This is a genomic window from Streptomyces viridochromogenes (assembly GCF_001270495.1).
Taxonomy (GTDB): Bacteria; Actinomycetota; Actinomycetes; order Streptomycetales; family Streptomycetaceae; genus Streptomyces; species Streptomyces viridochromogenes_A.
This window is the reverse complement of record NZ_LGUR01000240.1, coordinates 64,603-83,434: the sequence shown is the minus strand read 5'-3', so window position 1 is coordinate 83,434 and position 18,832 is coordinate 64,603. Positions and strand designations below refer to the sequence as shown.

At 72.4% G+C, this 18,832-nt stretch carries 12 protein-coding genes; 11 read left to right on the top strand and 1 reads right to left on the bottom strand.

Features of this window, described 5'->3' with window-relative positions:
• Nucleotides 1–9 precede the first annotated feature (9 nt).
• The gene (locus ADK36_RS37420; protein ID WP_053084708.1) at nucleotides 10–774 is read right to left on the bottom strand and encodes a DeoR/GlpR family DNA-binding transcription regulator; all 765 of its coding nucleotides are present in this window, start codon (nucleotides 772–774) and stop codon (nucleotides 10–12) included.
• A gap of 223 nt (nucleotides 775–997) precedes the next feature.
• Between ADK36_RS37420 and ADK36_RS37415 the strand changes: the two genes are divergently transcribed.
• The 11 genes from ADK36_RS37415 (at nucleotide 998) to ADK36_RS37365 (ending at nucleotide 18,791) form a co-directional block, all read left to right on the top strand.
• On the top strand, nucleotides 998–2,173 hold the full coding sequence (locus ADK36_RS37415; protein WP_063776898.1) for an MFS transporter: 1,176 nt from the start codon (nucleotides 998–1,000) through the stop codon (nucleotides 2,171–2,173).
• Complete coding sequence (locus tag ADK36_RS37410) at nucleotides 2,170–2,775, top strand: HAD family hydrolase (RefSeq protein ID WP_107086950.1); 606 nt, start codon at nucleotides 2,170–2,172, stop codon at nucleotides 2,773–2,775. The genes ADK36_RS37415 and ADK36_RS37410 overlap by 4 nt, the downstream gene beginning before the upstream one ends.
• Entirely contained in the window at nucleotides 2,772–3,383 is a 612-nt protein-coding gene (locus ADK36_RS37405) for a GPP34 family phosphoprotein (RefSeq protein WP_048583929.1), read from the top strand. Before ADK36_RS37410 ends, ADK36_RS37405 begins: the two co-directional genes overlap by 4 nt.
• 142 nt (nucleotides 3,384–3,525) lie before the next feature.
• Nucleotides 3,526–4,878 carry an aspartate aminotransferase family protein gene (locus tag ADK36_RS37400; protein WP_234330028.1) on the top strand — a complete coding sequence of 451 codons (1,353 nt, stop codon included), beginning with the start codon at nucleotides 3,526–3,528 and terminating at the stop codon, nucleotides 4,876–4,878.
• On the top strand, nucleotides 4,875–5,828 hold the full coding sequence (locus ADK36_RS37395; RefSeq protein ID WP_048583931.1) for an inositol monophosphatase family protein: 954 nt from the start codon (nucleotides 4,875–4,877) through the stop codon (nucleotides 5,826–5,828). The genes ADK36_RS37400 and ADK36_RS37395 overlap by 4 nt, the downstream gene beginning before the upstream one ends.
• Nucleotides 5,825–6,862, top strand: a complete 1,038-nt coding sequence (locus tag ADK36_RS37390; RefSeq protein ID WP_048583932.1) for a zinc-dependent alcohol dehydrogenase — start codon at nucleotides 5,825–5,827, stop codon at nucleotides 6,860–6,862. The genes ADK36_RS37395 and ADK36_RS37390 overlap by 4 nt, the downstream gene beginning before the upstream one ends.
• Entirely contained in the window at nucleotides 6,859–8,742 is a 1,884-nt protein-coding gene (locus tag ADK36_RS37385; RefSeq protein WP_053200777.1) for a beta-galactosidase, read from the top strand. Before ADK36_RS37390 ends, ADK36_RS37385 begins: the two co-directional genes overlap by 4 nt.
• Nucleotides 8,743–8,895: 153 nt before the next feature.
• The gene (locus ADK36_RS37380) at nucleotides 8,896–11,082 is read left to right on the top strand and encodes an aminotransferase class III-fold pyridoxal phosphate-dependent enzyme (RefSeq protein WP_048583934.1); all 2,187 of its coding nucleotides are present in this window, start codon (nucleotides 8,896–8,898) and stop codon (nucleotides 11,080–11,082) included.
• On the top strand, nucleotides 11,079–11,483 hold the full coding sequence (locus ADK36_RS37375; protein ID WP_048583935.1) for a nuclear transport factor 2 family protein: 405 nt from the start codon (nucleotides 11,079–11,081) through the stop codon (nucleotides 11,481–11,483). Before ADK36_RS37380 ends, ADK36_RS37375 begins: the two co-directional genes overlap by 4 nt.
• Nucleotides 11,484–11,493: 10 nt before the next feature.
• Entirely contained in the window at nucleotides 11,494–17,598 is a 6,105-nt protein-coding gene (locus ADK36_RS37370) for a non-ribosomal peptide synthetase (protein ID WP_053200775.1), read from the top strand.
• Entirely contained in the window at nucleotides 17,595–18,791 is a 1,197-nt protein-coding gene (locus ADK36_RS37365) for a cytochrome P450 (protein WP_053200773.1), read from the top strand. The genes ADK36_RS37370 and ADK36_RS37365 overlap by 4 nt, the downstream gene beginning before the upstream one ends.
• Nucleotides 18,792–18,832 lie beyond the last annotated feature (41 nt).

The window sequence follows — 18,832 nt, the reverse complement described above, 5'->3', positions numbered from 1 at the left end:
CGACGGCGTTCAGGGTTGCGGATGGACCACCTGTACGCCCCGCGCCTGCATCATCTCGACCACCGGGTTGTCCAGTGCCGCATCGGTGACGACCAGAGCGATCTCCTCCAGTGAGCAGATGCGCCCGAGTGCCGTGCGGCCCAGTTTCTCGGCCGTGGCCACCAGGATGACCCGCTGGGCCGATTCGAGAGCCGCCCGCTTCACCTGGACGTCGTCAAGGTTGTACGCGGTCGCCCCACGGGCCGGATCCACCCCGCAGCAGCCCAGTACGAAGGTGTCGAAGCACAGGTCCTTGAAAGTGTCGGCCGGCGTCTGGCCGTAGAAGGACAGCTCGCCCGAACGGACCTGGCCACCGGGCAGCAGCAACTGGATGCCGGGGTAGGCGGACAGGGCGAAGGCCGCGTGCAGCGACAGCGGGGTGACGGTGAACTGCCGGTCCTCCATGGCCTTCGCGACGGCCACCAGGGTCGTACCGGTGTCCAGGGCGATCGTCTCGCCGTCCGTCAGCAGCGACAGCACGGTACGCGCGAGCCGCACCTTCGTCTCCATGCCCGACATCGCGCGGATCGCGTACGGCGGTTCGACCCCGCCCGGCAGATTGCTCACCGCGCCGCCGCGCACTCTGCGCAGGGCACCGCGCGATTCCAGGACCTCCAGGTCCCGGCGGATCGTCATCTCCGAGGCCCCCGTCGCGCTGGCGAGGTCCGCGACGGTCGCGCGGTTCTCACGCATGAGCATCTCGATCACGAAGTTGTGTCTCTCCATCACGTTCATGCCAGGGAGGGTATCGGCCATTCCGCCGGGCCGACTGACCGAATGAACATGAAATCTGTTCAAGAGGACAGGATCCATGAGAAGGTAGGGCCGAGCTGCCCACCTGACCTGCGTCTTTCTATGTTTGTTTGATTTCTGTTCAACTATCGTCCCCTTGAGGAGCTCGATGTCCACAGCCCGCAGACCCGATCCGTCCGGGGCCCCGCAACCGTTGATCACAACGATGGCGATCGTGGCCTCCTGCGGGGCGTTCGTGGTGATCGGAGCCCTCCAGGCCCTGTACGGTCCCGCGATCCCCGCGTTGCGCAAGGAATACGGCATCAGCCCCGCCGTCGCAGGACTCAGCCTGAGCGGACACTTCGCCGCCGCGGTGGTCGGCGTGCTCATCTACCACCTGCTGCGCGTACGACTGGGCCACCGGATCCTGCTCGGCGCCTCGTACCTGCTCATGGCCGTGGGGTCGGTGGTGTTCGCGATCGCTCCCAACTGGCCCACGGCCCTGGTCGGCACCTTCGTCATCGGCCTCGGCTTCGGCGGTGTCGACTACGGCCTCAACCAGCTGTTCGCCGTCGCCTTCGGCCGCCGCAGCACCGCGATGCTCAACCTGCTCAACGGCCACTTCGGCGTCGGTGCGATCGCGGGTCCCGCCCTGGTGGGATGGCTCGGCGCCGAGCACTACCCGGGCATCTTCGTCGGCGTCGCCGCCGTCTGTGTGCTGATCCTGTTCACCCTCGGCGGCGTGGCCTCCCGGGAACCCGAACCCGTCGTCGAGGCCACGTCCCGCACGGGTGCGCGCGTCGCGCCGATCATCGCCGCCTTCATCGGCATCTACGTGCTGCACGTGGCCATCGAGACCGGAGTCGGCGGCTGGGAGCCCACCCACCTGGAGACCGTGGGATACGCGGCCGCGACCGCCGCCACCGCCACATCGGCGTACTGGGCCGCCATGACCATCGGCCGCTTCGTCGTGGTTCCGCTCTGCCTGCGCTTCTCGGCGCCCGCGATCCTGACCGTGTGCTCCGCGGGCATGGCGGGATTCCTGCTGCTCGCGACGATCCCCTGGGCAGCGCCCTACGCCTACTTCGGGGTCGGCCTCGCCATCGCCCCGATCTTCCCGACCTGTCTGCCCTGGCTGAACCGGGCGGTGCCGAGCGTCGCCGCGGCCGGCGCCTATGTGATGGCGGCGTCGATGATCGGAGGCGTCGCCTTCCCGCCGCTGCTCGGCGTCGTCATCGACGGGATGGACGTCAAGGCGCTCCCGCTCGTCATGTTCGCCCTGGCCGCCCTCTGCCTCGTGCTCAGCTTCTGGCTGCGCAGCAACGCCCCCGATCCGGACGGACTGCCCGCATCCAGCGCCGACTCCGCCGAGACCGCCAAGCCCTCGGAGGTACAAGCGTGAAGGCCGTCCTCTTCGACATGTTCGGAGTCCTGGCCCGTGTCCAGTCCACGGAGTCCCAGGAGGTGATCGAACGAACAGCCGGGGTGAGCGGAGAGCGGTTCTGGGACGCCTACTGGTCGCTGCGCCCGCCGTACGACCGCGGCGACGTCCGGGGCCCCGCCTACTGGGGAAGCGTGAGCGAACGGCTCGGCACTCCGTTCACCGACCGGCAGGTCGACGATCTGATCGCCGCCGATCTGGCCAGCTGGAGCGAGATCGACCAGGAGAGTGTGGACTTCCTGGCCGAGCTGGCCGACCGGGGCGTACGCCTCGGACTGCTCTCCAACATCCCGGAGGAGCTCGCCGTCCACTACGAGGCCACCCAGGAGTGGCTCGGGCACTTCAGCGTGCTCGGCCTGTCCTGTCGGATCGGCAGCGCCAAGCCGGAACCGGCCGCCTACACGTGGTGCAGCCGCGAACTGGGGCTGCCCGCCGAGGACATCCTCTTCGTGGACGACCGTTCCGACAACGTGCTCGCGGCCCGCGAGGTCGGCATGCGCGGCCATGTGTTCACGGGCGTCGGCCTCCTCGCCGCGGCACTGGAGGAGGAGAAGACGGGGTGACGCCGACGCCTCTCCTCCTGGCCCTGTGCGGTGCCGGAGAAGGAGGATTCTGGCCCTGGCCGTCCCGGACCGAGGCCGGACGCGCTGTCGTCGGCGCCGCACTGTTCGAACTCGCGCTCGCACGACGGCTGGAGCTGGGGGACGACCGTGTGGTGCCGTGCGGAGGCGGCACGACGGATGACGTGGTCCAGAACGGGGTACTCCGCAGCGTCGGCGCGGCCGGCCGGGCGCGTCCGCCCTGGGAGTGGGTCGAGTCGCTCGGCCCCGACGCGCTGCGCCAGGTCGAGGAGGAGTGCGCCCGCGCCGCCGCGCTCGGCACGCTCGGTGAGCGCATGAGCGAGGCGAGAGCGCGGGTGCGCCGCGCCGCCGAACGGCCCGACGTCCGCGACGTCTCGGCTCTGGCGGTCGCCGTGCTGCTGATCGCCGCCCGCCAGGGACACCTGGTGCGGCCGGCGGTCCTGCCCTCGGCCAGGGTGCGGCACGCGGCGCGGGCGCTCGCCCTGCTGGAATGCGGCGCGCCGCATTCCGGTCAGGCACTGCGCCGCGCCTCGGCCGCCGTGCGGCGCTCGATCGCCGTTTCCGCCGCAGCCCTGGCCTTCCCTGGATAGCAATCGTCTGCGAATTTCTGCCCCTCCTTGCCAGCGAGGGGCTGGATATGATCTTCTTAATGGGGGGATGTTGTGAACTTGGACCGCATCGTGATTCCGCTCCACCGCGTCCCCTCCGTGTCGCACTCCGAATGGGACGGGTGTGTTGAGCCGGATTTCACCGGCGCACTTCTTCGATCAACGAGAATATGAAGCATGCGCTTCGTTTCTGCCACAGGGGGAAAATATGGACACCGAAGCAGTGACCGATCATCTCTATTATCCCGTCAGCGCCCTCAAGATGGAGCGCGGCGAAGGCGTCTATCTGTACGATTCTGACGGAAAACGCTATCTGGACTGCGCGTCGGCGACGTTCAACCTCAGCCTCGGCTACTCCCACCCCGCCGTGATAGCGGCGATGAAGGACCAGCTCGACAAGGTGGTCCACCTCACCTCCTCGTACCAGAGCGACCCGATCAACGGTCTGGTGCAGCGGCTCGTGGAGACCTCGCCGGCCAACCTGACCCGGGTCCACCCCAAGGTCTCCGGAGGGTCCTCCGCCAACGAGGGCGCCATCAAGATGGCGCAGCACGCCACCGGAAAGTCCGAGGTCATCACCCTGTTCCGCAGCCATGTGGGACAGACGATGATGATGGCCTCCATGTCGGGAAACGCCTTCCGGCGTGAGCCGTTCCCGCTCCTGTACCCGGGCAGCCTTCAGGTGCCCGACCCGTACTGCTTCCGCTGCTTCTACGGGCAGAACAAGGAAACCTGCGGCCTGATGTGCGTCGACCGCATCGACGACTTCATCGAGTACGCGAGCAGTGGCCGGGTCGCCGCCGTACTGATCGAGCCGATTTCCGGAAACGGCGGGAACATCACGCCGCCGGACGGCTACATGCAGAAACTGCGGTCCTTCTGCGACGAACACGACATCGCCCTCATCTTCGATGAGATCCAGACGGGTATCGGCCGCACCGGCCATATGTTCGCGGCCCAGCATTACGGTGTCGAGCCGGACGCCATTACCACGGCGAAGGGCCTCGGCGGTTCCGGTGCGCAGGTCGCCGCCATTCTCACCAATGACCGCCTTTCCGGCCTTCCCGCGCATCACCACTCCTTCACGTACGGTTCGAATCTCCTTGCCGCCGCGGCCGCGAATGTCACCCTCGACATTGTGCGGCAGCCGGAATTCCTCGCGAATGTCACGAATACCGGCGACTATATTCTCGAACGGCTCCGCGACATGCAGCTGCGCTATCCGGCCATAGGCGACGTCCGCGGCGTCGGCCTGATGATCGGCTTCGAGATGTGCGAGCCCGACGGCAAGCCGGCCGTCAAGCTCACCAACCACCTGGCGAGCGCGGCCATGGACCACGGCCTCATCCTGCGCACCTCGCGCTACGGCTACGGAAACGTCCTCAAGATCCGTCCTCCGCTGATCCTGACCATGGCTCAGGCCGAGGAGATCTGCGACAAGCTGGAGAACCTCTTCATGTCGGAGCTGGGCCGGTGAAGAAACTGCTCAAAGGCCTCGGCGAACACGTCCGCGCCGAGCTGCTGACCTACGGCCAGCGGGGCCTGGCCCGCCAGGTGCACGGCGACTCCCCCGGCGGTGACGCCCAGTTCGATGTCGACGAGGTGGCCGAGAAGGCCGTTCTGGACTACCTGCGCGCCCACGCCGAGGTGCCCGTCGCCGTCTACACCGAGGACGGCGCATTCGTCGAACTCGCTCCCGACCCGCAGTACCTGCTGGTCGTCGACCCCATCGACGGCACCCGCCCCACCTCGGCCGGCCTGGAGATGGGCATGGTCTCCATCGCGGTCGCCCCCTACGGCGACGGCAAGCCCACGCTGGCCGACGTCACGGCCGCCTGCCTGCTGGAGATCAAGAGCGGCGCCTGGATCTACGGTGACGACACGGAGGGCCTCTCCAGCGGCGGCCACCCCACTCCCGTGCCGCGGCTGAGCCGGACCACCGACCTGGCGAAGATGTTCTGGTCGATCGAGTTCAACGGCCACCCCATGCACCTGATGAACGCGGCCTACTCCCACCTCGTGGACCAGTCGGCCAACACCGGCGGCGTGTTCGTCTTCAACAGCGCCACCTTCTCCATCTCCCGCATCATCACGGGACAGCTCGACGCCTACGTCGACATCGGCAACCGGGTCCTGCGCGACCACCCCGACACCGAGGCCGAGTTCCTGCGCGTCGGACGCGGCTCGATCCTGCACCTGTTCCCGTACGACATCGCCGCCGCCGTCTACCTCGCCCGGCAGGCCGGCGTCGTGATCACCGACGCCTACGGCGAGGACCTGGGGACGACCTCGCTGGTCGACCTCGGGCCGTTGAACCAGAAGTCGTGCATCGCCGCGGCGACGCCCGAACTGCACAGGCAACTCCTCGACTCCATCAGCTGGGAACTGGGCCGTGGCACCGCCGCGGCCGCCAAGGGGGACGCATGAAGGCACTCACACTGACCGAAGACCGCTCCCTGGAGCTGGTCGACCGGCCCAAGCCGGAACCGCGCGAGGCGACCGACGTCGTCATCCGCATCGTCCAGAGCGGAATCTGCGGCACCGACCGCAGCGTCCTCGTCGGCAAGTTCCCGGCCGAGCCCGGCGTCGTGATGGGACATGAGGCCGTCGGCGTCGTCGAGACGACGGGCCCCGGCGTGACCCGGTTCGCACCCGGTGACCGGGTCATCGTCAACCCGACCCTGTACTGCGGCAGTTGTGACACCTGCCTGGAAGGGCACTGGAACTTCTGCGGCAACAAGGCCGGAACCGAGGTCGGGCTCGACTACGACGGCTCCTTCGCCGAGTTCATGCGCCTGCCCGAGCTGTTCTGCCACGCGATACCCGAGGGGATGAGCTTCGACCGGGCCGTCGTGGTCGAACCGCTCGCCTGCGCCCTCAACAACATCGAGGCCGGCCGGCTCCAGCCGGGCGAGACCGCGGTGATCGTCGGCGGCGGTCCGATGGGCGCCGTGACGGCCATGGCCGCCGCCCGCTACGGCGCCCGGGTCCTGGTCGTCGAGCCCGACCCGGTCCGCCAGTCGCTGGACCGGGAGATCTTCGCCGCCCCCGAGTTCGAGGGCCGGATCACCGTCCACACCCCGGACGACGCGGAACTCACCCACCGCGCGCACCTGGTCGTCGACTCCGTCGGCAACCTCCTGGAGCAGAGCCTCGGTTACGCCGCCCAGCGCGGCCGGATCGTCGTCATGGGCTTCAACAGCAACGCCGCCGCGACCGTGCGTCCGTTGGAGATCCTCCAGCGCGGGCTGCAGATCATCGGCGCCGGCGACTACAACAGCATGATCTTCCCCAAGGCCGTCGAGCTGGCCGGCTCGATCCCGCTGGAGCGGCTGATCACCCACCGCTTCCCGCTGGGGGACCACGCGGAGGCATTCAAGGCCCTGGCCGCCGTGCCGGGCGCCGACTACACGGCACTCAAGGTCGTCCTCATACCGAACCAGGACGGGAGCACCGCATGAGCACCCGGCTGAACACGGCCCTGATCCCCGGCGCGGACCGCCCCGTCGTCATCGGCGAGTACCCCTACTACCGGGCCGATCCGGCCAACTGGGCGAACAACCTGCGGGAGTTGCGCTCCCTCGGCGTCGACGTCGTCTCCTTCTACCTGCCGTGGCGGTTCCACGAGACCGGCGAGGGCGAGGAGCGCGCGTTCGACTTTCACGGCAAGACCGACCCGCAGCGCGATGTCGTCGCTCTGATCGGCCTCGCCGCCGAGGCCGGCCTCGCCGTCCTGGTCAAGCCCGGCCCCTTCATCCACGCGGAAGTACAGCTCGGCGGGCTCCCCGACCGGCTCTGCGGCGCGGGCCACACGCCCTACCGGGGGCTGAACGGCGAGCTGCTCACCTCCCAGGCCAAGCCCCTGCCCAGCCTCCTCGACCCGGCCGTCAAGGAGGAGGTCGCCACCTGGCTGCGTGCCGTGGCCGACGAGGTCGTGTCCCCCACGGCCGCCCCCCGGGGCCCCGTCGTCGCGCTCCAGCTCGGCAACGAGGGCATGTCCGGCGACGTGCACATCGCCATCGACGCCCAGGACGCCTCCCCGGCGGCCCGTGCGGAGTTCGCGCGGTGGCTGTCCGCCCGTGGACTGGCCGACGAGGCGGCACGCACCGGCGACGACCTCGCCGACTGGCCCAGCGGACTGCGCCTGCTGTGGTCGCGCTGGTCCGGCGAGGCCATCGTCGGCCTGTGGGACTGGATCTCCGACCTGTTCCCGGCCGCCCCCGTCCGCGTCGCCAACGTGCCCCTGGCCCGCGCCACGGGACCGGACGCCACCATCGACGCCTGGGCCGCCCGCCACCGCGCCCTCAAGGGCTCCCGGCATCTGATCGGGCACACCGAGTGGGTGGGCAACCCGGCGCAGAGCCCGGACGCCTTCGCCACGCACCTCAGTGAGATCCTGCTGGGCGACACCGATGTGCTGGAAGCCAACTGGGGCTTCACCTGGGACGACGAGACCTTCGCCGGTCCGCGCACGCCCCTGTTCAACGCCCTGCTGGCCCTGATGCTCGGATCGACCACGGTCAGCGTCTACACCGCCTGCGCGGCGGGCACCTGGGGCGAGCTGATCGACATGGACCCGGACGGGCTGCGCGCCGAAGGCGTCGACCCGGTGCTCCACGCGCCGCCGTACTGCCCGGGAGCCCCCCTCACGGAGGGCGGTGACCACAACCCCACAGCGGAGAGCCTGCGACTGCTCGCCCTCTTCCTCGACCGCCACGGCGCGGCGCTGGCCGGCAGCCGGCTCGACCGTGACGCGGACCTGCTCGTCGACCGCGCCCTGGCCGAGGCCGGCGCCTGGCAGCGGGAGGGCACGACCGTACTGCGGGAGCTCACCGAGGCCGTCCACGAGCAACTGCGGGACTCCCACCGCCTGGTCGGCCTGCGCTGGCTCGACGAGTCCCCGGTCCGCGCCGCCCTGGACGCCACCGGACCCCTCGGTGTGCTCCGCGCGGGTCACCCCGGCGCGAGCACCGCACCCGGCGAGGTCACCGTCGCCGCGGGCGTCCCCGCCCACGGCGCCGTGGCCGGCTTCGTCGCGGGCCTGGCCACGGGCGCCCCGCGCTGGACGTCGGCCCACCGGCGTGCCGTCGCCTTCACCCGGACGGGCCCCGACGGCACGCGCGTGATCGGCGCGTTCAACCCCACCGGCGCGGACGACCGGATCACCGGCGCCGACGGCGACTGGGCCGTCGATCTGCCCGCGGGGACCGCGGCGCTCGCGGTGAGCCGGGGAGGCTCGCTCCTGGGCTGGCTGGCGACGCCCACCGCGCCCGCCGCCCCCGCCGTCGCCCTGACCTGGCGCGGCGAGCAGGCCGACACCCGTCGGGTGACGGCCTCCTGAGACGCGGGCGGCGGGCGAGCGCACCTGACATCGCTCCTCCCGCCGCCCGCCCCCGCGGCCTTGTCGTCGAACTCCTCCCTGGCAAAGGGGAATTCGACGGCAGGGCCGCGCCCCGACGAACCGCCCGAACCCGCTTCGAGCCCAGGTGTCGCCTTGTTCCAGAACCACGTCCAGAATCACGACGTCGCATCCGCCACGGCCACCACCCTGTTCCGCTCCGCGGGCCGCGACACCCTCGCCACCCTCTCCGACCTCATCGAGCAGGAGCATCCGATCTTCGCGATGCCCTCCTGGTTCGTGACCGCGGACTCCGCCCACACGGGCCACCTCATCAGCGAGTTCCTGCGCGAACTCGGCGGGGCCGCGACCCACCGCTGCTTCTTCGCAAACTCGCGGTACGAGGCCCTCCACGGAGCCGTCAAGCTGGTGCGCCACGGCGCGGCCGGTTCCGCGGCCCGGCACCGCGGACGCGTCCTCGTCCTCGACCCCGACGGCACCCTCACCCGGCGCGCCGACCCGCTCGGCGACGGCCCCGAGCGGGCGCTCGCCCCCGGCCTCCACGGCCACCCCACCCTGGCCGCACTGCGTGCGGCGGCCGCCGACGCCGACCACTGCGGCCTGGTGCTGCGCGGCACGGAGCGGCTCGACGCGGACGCGCTGGCCGACCTGGCCGCATTCGTCGAGGACGTCCGGGGCCGCGGCACCCGCATCGTCCTGGACCTGTCCGACGTCGACCCGCTCGCCCCGCCCTGCGACAGTGTGCGCGCGCTGCGGCCCGACCTCTTCGTCCTCGGGGAGTCCCTCACCGGGTACGAGGTCCCCTTCGGCGCCTTCGCCGGCAGCCCCGACCTGTTCGCGCCCTGGTCCACCCCGTCGACCGGGTTCCTGCACTCCAACACGTACGGCGGCAACACCGTAGCCATGCGCGCGGTCAAGACCCGGCTGCTGGGCCGCTGGGACGAACGGCACCCCGTGCACCGCGTCCTCGCGGCCTCTGACCGCGACTGGCAGCGCACCCTCGACCTGTACGCCCGGCATGTCAACCCGATGACCGTGCGGATGCACCGCAAGCTGCGCGGCGCCCTCCACGTCGTACGCGCCAAGGGCTCCCGGCTCACCGTCCAGCTGGACTCGGGCCGCCGCCTCGACCTCGTCGACGGGCTGTGCGGGGCGGGCCTCGGGATCAACGGCCACAACCCCGCCGACGCGCTCACCGACGTCGTCCACGCACACGACCCGGGGCGGGACTATGTCGCCGACCTCCAGCGCGTCCTCGCCCGGGACACCGGCCTGCCCCACACCTTTCCCGCCGTCAGCGGCGCCTCGGCGGTGGAGAGCGCGATGATCCTGGCCCGGCTGGCCCGCCCCGAGCGGCGCCGGATCGTGGTCTTCAAGCACAACTACGGCGGCAAGACCCTCGTGTCCCTGCTGGCCACCGCCGCCGAGCGCACCCGGGCCCCGTTCGGGCCGCTGTACGAGGACATCCGCTACATCGACCCGTACACCCCGCACGCCGCCGAGGAGTTCCGCGAGGAGGCGGCGACCGGTGAGGTCGGCCTGGTCTGGATCGAACTCGTCCACGGCAGCTCCGACTCCTACGCCCCCATCCCGTCCCCCCTCCTCGACGCCGTCTCCGAGGGCCGCGAGCGGCACGGATATCTGGTCGGCGTCGACGAGGTCCTCACCTCGTACTACCGCTGCGGCACCCGGTTCGCGCACCGGGGCAGGCTGCCCGAGGTCGACCTGATGAGCCTGTCGAAGGCGCTCAGCTACGGCTGCTTCCCCACCGGGGCCGCCCTGGTGTCCGACGCCGTCCACGAGGCCGCCCGGCGCACCAACCCCCAGCTGGTCGAGGAGCTGCGCACGCAGCACGCCCACCAGCTCGGCGCCCACTTCTCCCTCCAGGCCGTCGCCCAGGTCGACGCGCTGCAACTGGAGCGGCGGGTGGCGGCCCTGTCCGCCGTGGTGGACGAGGGGATCGCCGCGATGGACACCGGGCCCGCCGGCGTCGTCGGGCGCCGCTTCGCCGAGGGCCTGCTGGGCCGCTTCGAACCGCGCGTCCCCGGACCGCTGCGCCGCTTCCTCGAACCCGAGGGCGAGTGGATGACCTTCGCCCTGATCCTCTGGTGGATCACCCGGGCCAGGGCCTTCGTCGTCTACGACGTCTTCCTGCTGCCGCTGGTCGCCACCGAGGACGAGATCCGCCAGGTGATGCGCGCGGCCCGCGAACTCTCGCGCACGTCCCCGTACCGCCTTCTCGCCCAGGTGGGCCTCTTCCACCTCGGGGAGCGGGCCCGTGCCTTCGTGCGCACCCCGACCACCGCAAGGAGCACCGTATGAGCCAGCAGAACGTCGATGTGATCCGCCGTTTCTTCACGCTCTTCGACGAAGGCCGGCTGACGGACATCGAGGCCCTGCTCACCGACGACTTCGAGTGGGTCTACCACGGCCCGAAGTCCCTGCCCTGGGCGGGCACCTACCGGGGCGTCGAGGGATTCCGCCAGTTCTTCTCCATCGTCCGCGACCTGATCCAGGTGCGGGAGTGCGTGCCGTACGACTACCTGGACGCCGGCGACCGGGTCGTGGTCCTCGGCGTCAGCCGCACCCGGGTGCTCGCCAACGACCGCCACTACGAAGCCCAGTGGATGAACGTCTTCACCGTGCGCGACGGTCTGATCTCGCGCTACCTGGACCTCTACGACACCGCCAGCGTGGTCGAGGCCCTCGGTCAGGAGCGCTGAACCAGACCACATGAACGCAGCCAGCGCCCACTCCCTCGGCGACGCCTTCGCCGACGTCGTACGCACCCGCCCCGAGCACACCGCGCTCGTCCACGGCGACCTGCGCCTGACCTACCGTCGGCTGGCCGGCTGGGCCGCGTCCGTCGCGGCCCGGCTCGGCGGTGCCGGGGCGGCCGGCGAACCGGTCGGCATCCGCGCCCCGCGGTCCGCGGGGACCGTCGCCGCCGTCCTCGGCACGGTCCTCGCCGGATGCGCGTACGTGCCGCTCGACCCGGACGCGCCCGACGCGCGACTGCGCGCCCTGGTGGAGGACTTCGGCCTGCGCACCCTGTGGGTGGCGCCCGCCGAGGCCGACCGGCTGCGCACGCTGCTGCCCGGGGTGCGGGTCCTGGCCGTCGACGAGGAGATGCCGGACCCCGGACCGCTCTCCGTCGCGCCGGGCAGCGGCCCGGACATGCTCGGCTACGTCATCGCCACCTCGGGCACCACCGGCCGCCCCAAGGGCGTGCGGGTGGCACACCGTTCGGTCCTCGCGCTCGCCCGTGCCCCGCAGGCGGGGTTCGGGCCCGACGACGTGGTCCTCCAGCTCGCCCCCCTCCATGTCGACCCGTCCGTCTTCGAGATCTGGGGCGCCCTGCTGAACGGGGCCACACTCGTCCTGCCCGAGGCCGCGCGGCCCGGCGTCCATGACATCGGGCGGGAGGTGCGCCGGCACGGGGTGAGCGTGCTGCGGCTGGCCGCACCGCTGTTCCAGCTGGCCATGGAGCACATCACCGAAGCCTTGCGCGGACTGCGGCTGTGTGTGTCGGGCGGCGACCGGGCCTCGGCCGAGGCCGTGCGCACCGCGCTGCGCGAGCTGCCCGGATGCCGGATCGTCAACGGCTACGGCCCCACGGAGACGACCGTCTACGCCTGCTGGCTGGTGCTCGACGCGGACCACCCGTACGGCGACGACTGGCCGGACGTGCCCATCGGCCGCCCCTTCGCCGACGCCATCGTCCACGTGGTCGACCGCGATCGGCGCCCCGTCGCCCCAGGCGAGGAGGGCGAACTCTGTGTCGGCGGGGCCGGCGTGGCCCGCGGCTACCTGGGCCGTCCCGACCTCACCGCCGAGCGGTTCGTCCCCGAGCCCGGCCGCGCCGATCGCACCGCCTACCTCACCGGCGACCGGGTCCGGCTGCTGCCGGACGGCAATCTCGCCTTCCTCGGCCGCACCGACGACCAGGTGAAGATCCGCGGCCACCGGGTCGAACCGGTCGAGACGGAACGGGCCCTGCTCGCCCATCCCGCGGTCCGTGAGGCCGCCGTGGTGGCCCGGGGCACCGGTGAACGGCGCAGGCTCGTGGCGTTCGTCGTCCTGCGGGAGCCCGCCGCCGAACCGGACCTCGTCGCCCACGTGGCGGGGCTCCTGCCTACGCCGCAGGTCCCCGCGACCGTGACACCGCTCACGGAGCTGCCGGTCACCCCGAACGGCAAGACCGACCGCCCCGCTCTCGCCCGACTGGCCGGGCGGGCGGACGCCACGGCCGGGTCCGGCCTCCCGAGCACACCCACCGAGCGGGCCGTGGCGGGTCTGTGGCAGGACGTGCTCGGCGCCCCGGTCGGCACCGACAGCGACTTCCTCGCCGCGGGCGGCGACTCGCTCGCCGCCATGGTCGTCCTGGCCCGTCTGGAGAGTGCGACCGGCGCGGCCCTGTCCGTCGGGGACCTGTTCCGGGCGTCCACGGTGCGCGGGCTCGCCGCACTCGTCGACGCCGCCGCCCCGGGCGGGACCGCGGCACCGGCCGCCGGCCGGCAGGTGCCGGACGCGTCCGGCCGGACCCCGCTGCTGCCCGGGCAGGAGGGCATCTGGTTCGAGCAGCAGGCCGCGCCGGGGAAGCGGTACGTCATCTCCCGCACCTTCCTGGTGCGGGGGCCGGTCGACGTGGACCGGCTGCGGCAGGCGCTCACCAGGCTCGGTCAGCGGCAGACGGCACTGCGCACCGTGGTGCGGCAGGACGCGGACGGCTGGTGGCAGACACCGGACGCGGATCCCGGCGCCGCCGTGGACCACTACGACATGACCCGGGTCCCGCCGGCGGAGCAGCGGCACCGGATCCGCGCGCTCGTCGCCGCCCGGGCGACCCCCGACGACGCGTCCCCGCTCGTCCGCACCCTCGTGGTCAGCCTCGACGGATCCGCCACCGTCGTCCACTTCGACATCCACCACCTCATCGCCGACGACTGGTCCCTCGACCTCTTCTTCACCGAGCTGTCGGCCCTCTACGACGACCACGCCGCCCAACTGGCTCCGCTCCGGCTGACGTTCGCCGACCATGTGCGCGAGGCCCTCGGCCGTATCCGGGAACGCGAGGCCGCCGCGCTGGAGTTCTGGCGCGGCGCCCTCGACGGCGGCGCCGCCGCCCCCGACCTGGTCACCGACCACCCCCGGCCGGCCGTGCTCAGCGGGGCCGGTGACCGGGTGCGGCTGAGGATCGGCGCCGCCGAGAGCGAGCGGTACGCCGAGGCCGCCCGCCGGCACGGCGTCAGCCGTTTCATGTTCTGCCTGGCCGGCGTGTACACCGTCCTCGCGGCGCACGCCGAACGCGACTCGCTCTGCCTCGGCAGCCTGACCACGGGCCGCGGCCGGGCCGGCACCGAGGACCTCGTCGGCTACTTCGTCAACCTGCTGCCGATCCGGGTCGAGGCCACCGCGGACACCCCGGTCGCCACCCTGTTCCGGCGGGTCCGCGGGGCGTCGGCCGCCGCCCACGGCCACCACGAGGTGCCCTTCCAGACGGTGTGCCGGGAACTCGGCGCCACGGGTGTCTCCCGCGCGACCAGCCCCTTCCGCGTGGTCGTCAACCACCAGCAGCACCCGCCCCGCCCGCTCCGGTTGGGCCCGGCGCCGGTCGAGCCCTGGCCGGCGGCCGACGACGACACCGCGAAGTTCGAACTGACCTTCACCTTCCAGGAGTCGCCGCGGGGACTCGGGCTGGAGGTGGAGTTCAGCACCGACCTCTACCGCCGGGACTCCGTCGAGCGGCTCGCGGGTCAGCTCGTCGCCGTGCTGGGCCGGCTCGCCGACGCCGGTTCCGACCAGGTCCTGCGCGACATCGAGCTGCTCGAACCCGGCGAGCGGGGACGGCTCCTGGCCACCGCGGAGTCCGAGGGGCGGCCGGTCGACCCGGACGCCACCCTCACCTCGCTGTTCGCCCGCGCGGCCGCCGGCCACCCCGGCAAGACGGCCGTGCTCGGGGAGGACACCGCCCTCACCTACGGCGAACTCGACCGGCTCTCCGACGACGTGGCCGCCCGGCTCCGCGCCCGGGGGGCGGGGCCCGGTGAGCGGGTCGCTCTCTGCCTGGAGCGGACCCCCCTGCTGGTCGTGGCCGTCCTCGGCGTGCTCAAGACCGGCGCTGCCTACGTCCCGCTCGACCCCGCGTATCCGGCCGAGCGGCTGCGGTACGTCCTCGCGGACGCCCGGGCCGGGATGCTGGTGACCGCGAAGGACATCTCCGACCGGCTGTTCGGCCCCGGCACGGACCCCGGCGGTGTGCCGCCCGTCCTGGACATCGACCGGCTCGTCCGGCCCTCGGACGAGACGCCGCCCGCGCGGGAGGCGGCCGGCGCCGCCGACCCCGCGTACATCATCTACACCTCCGGCAGCACCGGCCGGCCGCGCGGCGTGGTCGTCTCGCACCGGTCGGTCGTCAACACCCTGCACGCCAACCTGGCCCGCCATCCCTTCACCTCGGACGACGTCTGGTTGCAGCTCACCTCGCCCGGCTTCGACGTGGCGGCCTACGAGCAGTTCATGCCCCTCGTCTCCGGCGGCACCCTGGTGTACTGCGGGGACGCCGCCCGCGGGGACGCCGCCGGGCTCGGCCGTGTCCTGCGGGACAACGGCGTGACCGTGATGGTCATCGTCCCCTCACTGCTGCGCGCGCTGGGCCGCCCCGATCTGGCCTCGGTGCGGGTCCTGGTCGTGGCCGGCGAGCCCGCCGACCCGCACGACACCCGCCACTACGCCCGAGGCCGCGTCGTCATCAACGGCTACGGCCCCACCGAGGCGGCGATCCTCGCCACCACCCACGAGGCCGGACCGGACGAGGACCGCGGCAGGGTCCCGATCGGGCGGGCGCTGCCGGGCACCACGGCGCAGGTGATCGACCGCCACGGCCGGCTCGCCGCCACCGGCGTCCCCGGGGAGCTCTGGCTCGGCGGCGCGGGCGTCGCCCTCGGCTACTGGAACAACCCCGAACGCACCCGCGACCTGTTCACCACGGTCCCGGTCCTCGGCGACCGGCGCCTGTACCGCACCGGGGACCGGGTACGCCGGCTGCCCGACGGCACGCTGGACTACCTGGGCCGGCTCGACGGGCAGATCAAGCTGCGCGGCTTCCGGATCGAACTCGGTGAGATCGAGGCGACCCTGACCCGCCATCAGGGCATCGGTGAGGCCGTCGCGGTACTGGTCGGCGAGGGACCCGACGCCGACCTGGGCGTGGCCTACGTGGGCAGCGCCGACGAGCAGGAGGCTCGCGCCCATCTCGTCCGCCATCTGCCCGGCCACATGGTGCCCAGGCTCATCGTGCCGGTCGCGCACATCCCCACCAGCAGCCACGGCAAGGCCGACCGCGCGGCGCTCGCCATCCGCTTCGCCGACCGCGCCCGGCACCGCGGCCCGGCCGGGGAACCCGGTCCCGCCGAGAGCCCGCTGGAGCAGGGGCTGCTGGCGCTGTGGCGGGAGGTCCTCGGGGCCGGCCCGGCCATCGGCCCGGCGGACGACTTCTTCGCCCTCGGCGGGCACTCGCTGCGCGTCATCCGGCTGCTCGGCGAGATCGAGCGACGGTACGGCACCCGCCTTCGGGTCCGTGACTTCCTCGCCGAGCCGACGGTGCGGGCAACCGCGCGCGCACTCACCGGCACCGACGCGGGCACCGAGACCGCGGTGGTACTCCCCGACGACGTGGTGCTCGATCCCGCCATCGCCTTCACCGGACCCGTCGCCGCCCCCCGCCGCACCGACTCCGTCCTGCTCACCGGCGCCACCGGGTTCGTCGGCATCCACGTCCTGCGGGAACTGCTGGACCGTACCGAGGGACCGGTGCTGTGCCTGGTGCGCGCCGCGACGCCCGACGCGGCCCGCGCCCGGCTGGCGGGGGCGGCCCGCCGGCACGCGCTCGCCCTGGACGCCGCCGATCCCCGGATCGTGCCGCTGCCCGGTGACCTCACCCTGCCCGGCCTCGGGCTGACCGGAACCGCCGGGCAGGACGCGGCCCGTGCGGCCGCCACCGTCCTGCACCTGGGCGCCGAGGTCCACCATCTCTCCGGCTACCAGCACCTGGCCGCGGCCAACGTCGGCGGGACCCAGGAGCTGCTGCGGATCGCCGCCGAGTGCACGGCCGCCCGCTTCCACCACGTGTCCACCCTGGCCGTGCTGCGGGAGCACACGCCGGACGGCCGGCCGCGCACCCTCAGCGAGTCCACCCCGGCCGAGCGGGAACGCCATCCGCGCGGACGGGGCTACGCCGCGGCGAAGTGGGCGGCCGAACACCTCGTCCGTCAGGCTGTCGCCCGAGGGGCCGACGCCCGGACGTACCGGCTGGGCCGCGCCGGCGGCAGCGCGACGACCGGTGCACTCAGCCACGACGACATGCTCACCCGGCTCCTGGTCAGTTCGGCCGCCCTCGGCTGCTACCCCGACCACCCGGCCCTGGCCTCCGACGCCCTGCCCGTCGACGTCATGGCCCGCGCCCTGGTGGCGCTGGCCCTCGCCGACGCCCCGCCGGGCACGGTCCACCACCTGCACCACCCGCGCCGTACCGGGCTCGGCGTGTTCCTCGCGGGCCACGACCGGCGCAGGGGTTCCCGCACCCACCCGGTCGGCCTGGCCACCTGGCTCGGGCGGCTGGACGACGCGGTGGCCCGGGGCACCGAACTGCCCGCCCTGGCCTACCGGGAGCACCTGCGCGAGCTGTGCGACGCCGATCCGGCGGCACCGGCCCGCCACCGCAACGAAGCCACCCTCGCCGCCCTGCGCCCGCACGGCATCACCCTGCCCGACTGGCACGACGCCGTGATCGACCGCTGGTGGCAGTACCTCGCACCGACCGGAGAGACGAGCGAATGACGGAAGTGCTCTACCCCATGGCCCGCCAGTGCCCGTTCGCCCCGCCGGAGGAGGTCACCCGGCTCCGTGCCGAGCCGGAGGTACCCCGCGTGCCGATCTGGAACGGCGTACGCCCGTGGCTGTTCACCCGCTACGAGGACGCCCGGCTGGTGCTGAGCGACCCCCGGTTCAGCGCCGACAAGCGCCGCCCCGGCTATCCGCTCTCCAGTGCCGTCGCGGCCGCCGAGACGGCCGTCGAACCGACGCTGCTCATCATGGACAACCCCGAGCACGACGCGCTGCGGCGCCTGGTGCTCAGCGAGTTCACCGTCCGGCAGGCCGAGTCCTGGCGCCCGGCCGTGCGCACCGTCGTCGCGGACTGTCTCGACCGTATCCTCGCCGGACCGCGCCGCGCCGACCTCGTGGCCGATCTCGCGCTGCCCGTCGCGCTCTCGGTGATCTGCGAGTTCCTGGGTGTGCCCCTGGCGGACCGGGAGCTGTTCCGCTCGCTCACCCACACCATGAACGCGGTCGCGGGCAGCACCGAGACGGCCGCCGCGGCCCGCCAGGAACTCCAGGACTACCTCGAGTCCCTCGTGGCCCGCCGTGAGAAGGACTCGGGGGACGACTTCATCGGGCGCATGGTGGTCCGGCACGTGCGCACCGGGGCGATGAGCCGCCGCACCCTGAGCGCGATGGCCCTGCTGCTGCTCACCGCGGGACACGACACCACGGCCAACATGATCTCCCTCGGCATCCTCACCCTGCTGCGCCACCCGGCCCACTGGGCCGCCCTGCGCGGCCACGAGGACCCCCGGCAGGTCGCGGACACCGTCGAGGAGCTGCTGCGCCATCTCACCATCGTCCAGCGCGGGATCCGACGGATCGCGACGCAGGACGTCGAGGTGGGCGACCGCCTGGTGAAGGCCGGGGAGGGGGTGATCGCGGCGATCAACGTGGCCAACCGGGATCCCTCCCGCTTCCCCTCCGGCGAGGACTTCGACCCCGGCGTACGGGCGCACGGTCACCTCGCCTTCGGCTACGGCCCCCACCAGTGCATGGGCCAGTCCCTGGCGAAGGTCGAACTCCAGGAGACGTACCACGCCGTCGCCCACCGTCTGCCGGGGCTGCGGATCGCCGTGCCCGTCGAGGAGATCCGCTTCAAGTCGGACATGGCCGTCTACGGCGTCCACGAACTGCCCGTCACCTGGTGAAACCCGCGCCCACGGGTCACCCGCCCGCCCTCCTGACAGCC

Bases quoted from the DNA above. Each gene is read 5' to 3' on its own strand.
- ADK36_RS37390 (WP_048583932.1), top strand. From the start codon at position 5,825: ATGAAGGCACTCACACTGACCGAAGACCGCTCCCTGGAGCTGGTCGAC.
- ADK36_RS37365 (WP_053200773.1), top strand. From the start codon at position 17,595: ATGACGGAAGTGCTCTACCCCATGGCCCGCCAGTGCCCGTTCGCCCCG.
- ADK36_RS37375 (WP_048583935.1), top strand. From the start codon at position 11,079: ATGAGCCAGCAGAACGTCGATGTGATCCGCCGTTTCTTCACGCTCTTC.
- ADK36_RS37385 (WP_053200777.1), top strand. From the start codon at position 6,859: ATGAGCACCCGGCTGAACACGGCCCTGATCCCCGGCGCGGACCGCCCC.
- ADK36_RS37420 (WP_053084708.1), bottom strand. From the start codon at position 774: ATGAACGTGATGGAGAGACACAACTTCGTGATCGAGATGCTCATGCGT.
- ADK36_RS37370 (WP_053200775.1), top strand. From the start codon at position 11,494: ATGAACGCAGCCAGCGCCCACTCCCTCGGCGACGCCTTCGCCGACGTC.
- ADK36_RS37415 (WP_063776898.1), top strand. From the start codon at position 998: ATGGCGATCGTGGCCTCCTGCGGGGCGTTCGTGGTGATCGGAGCCCTC.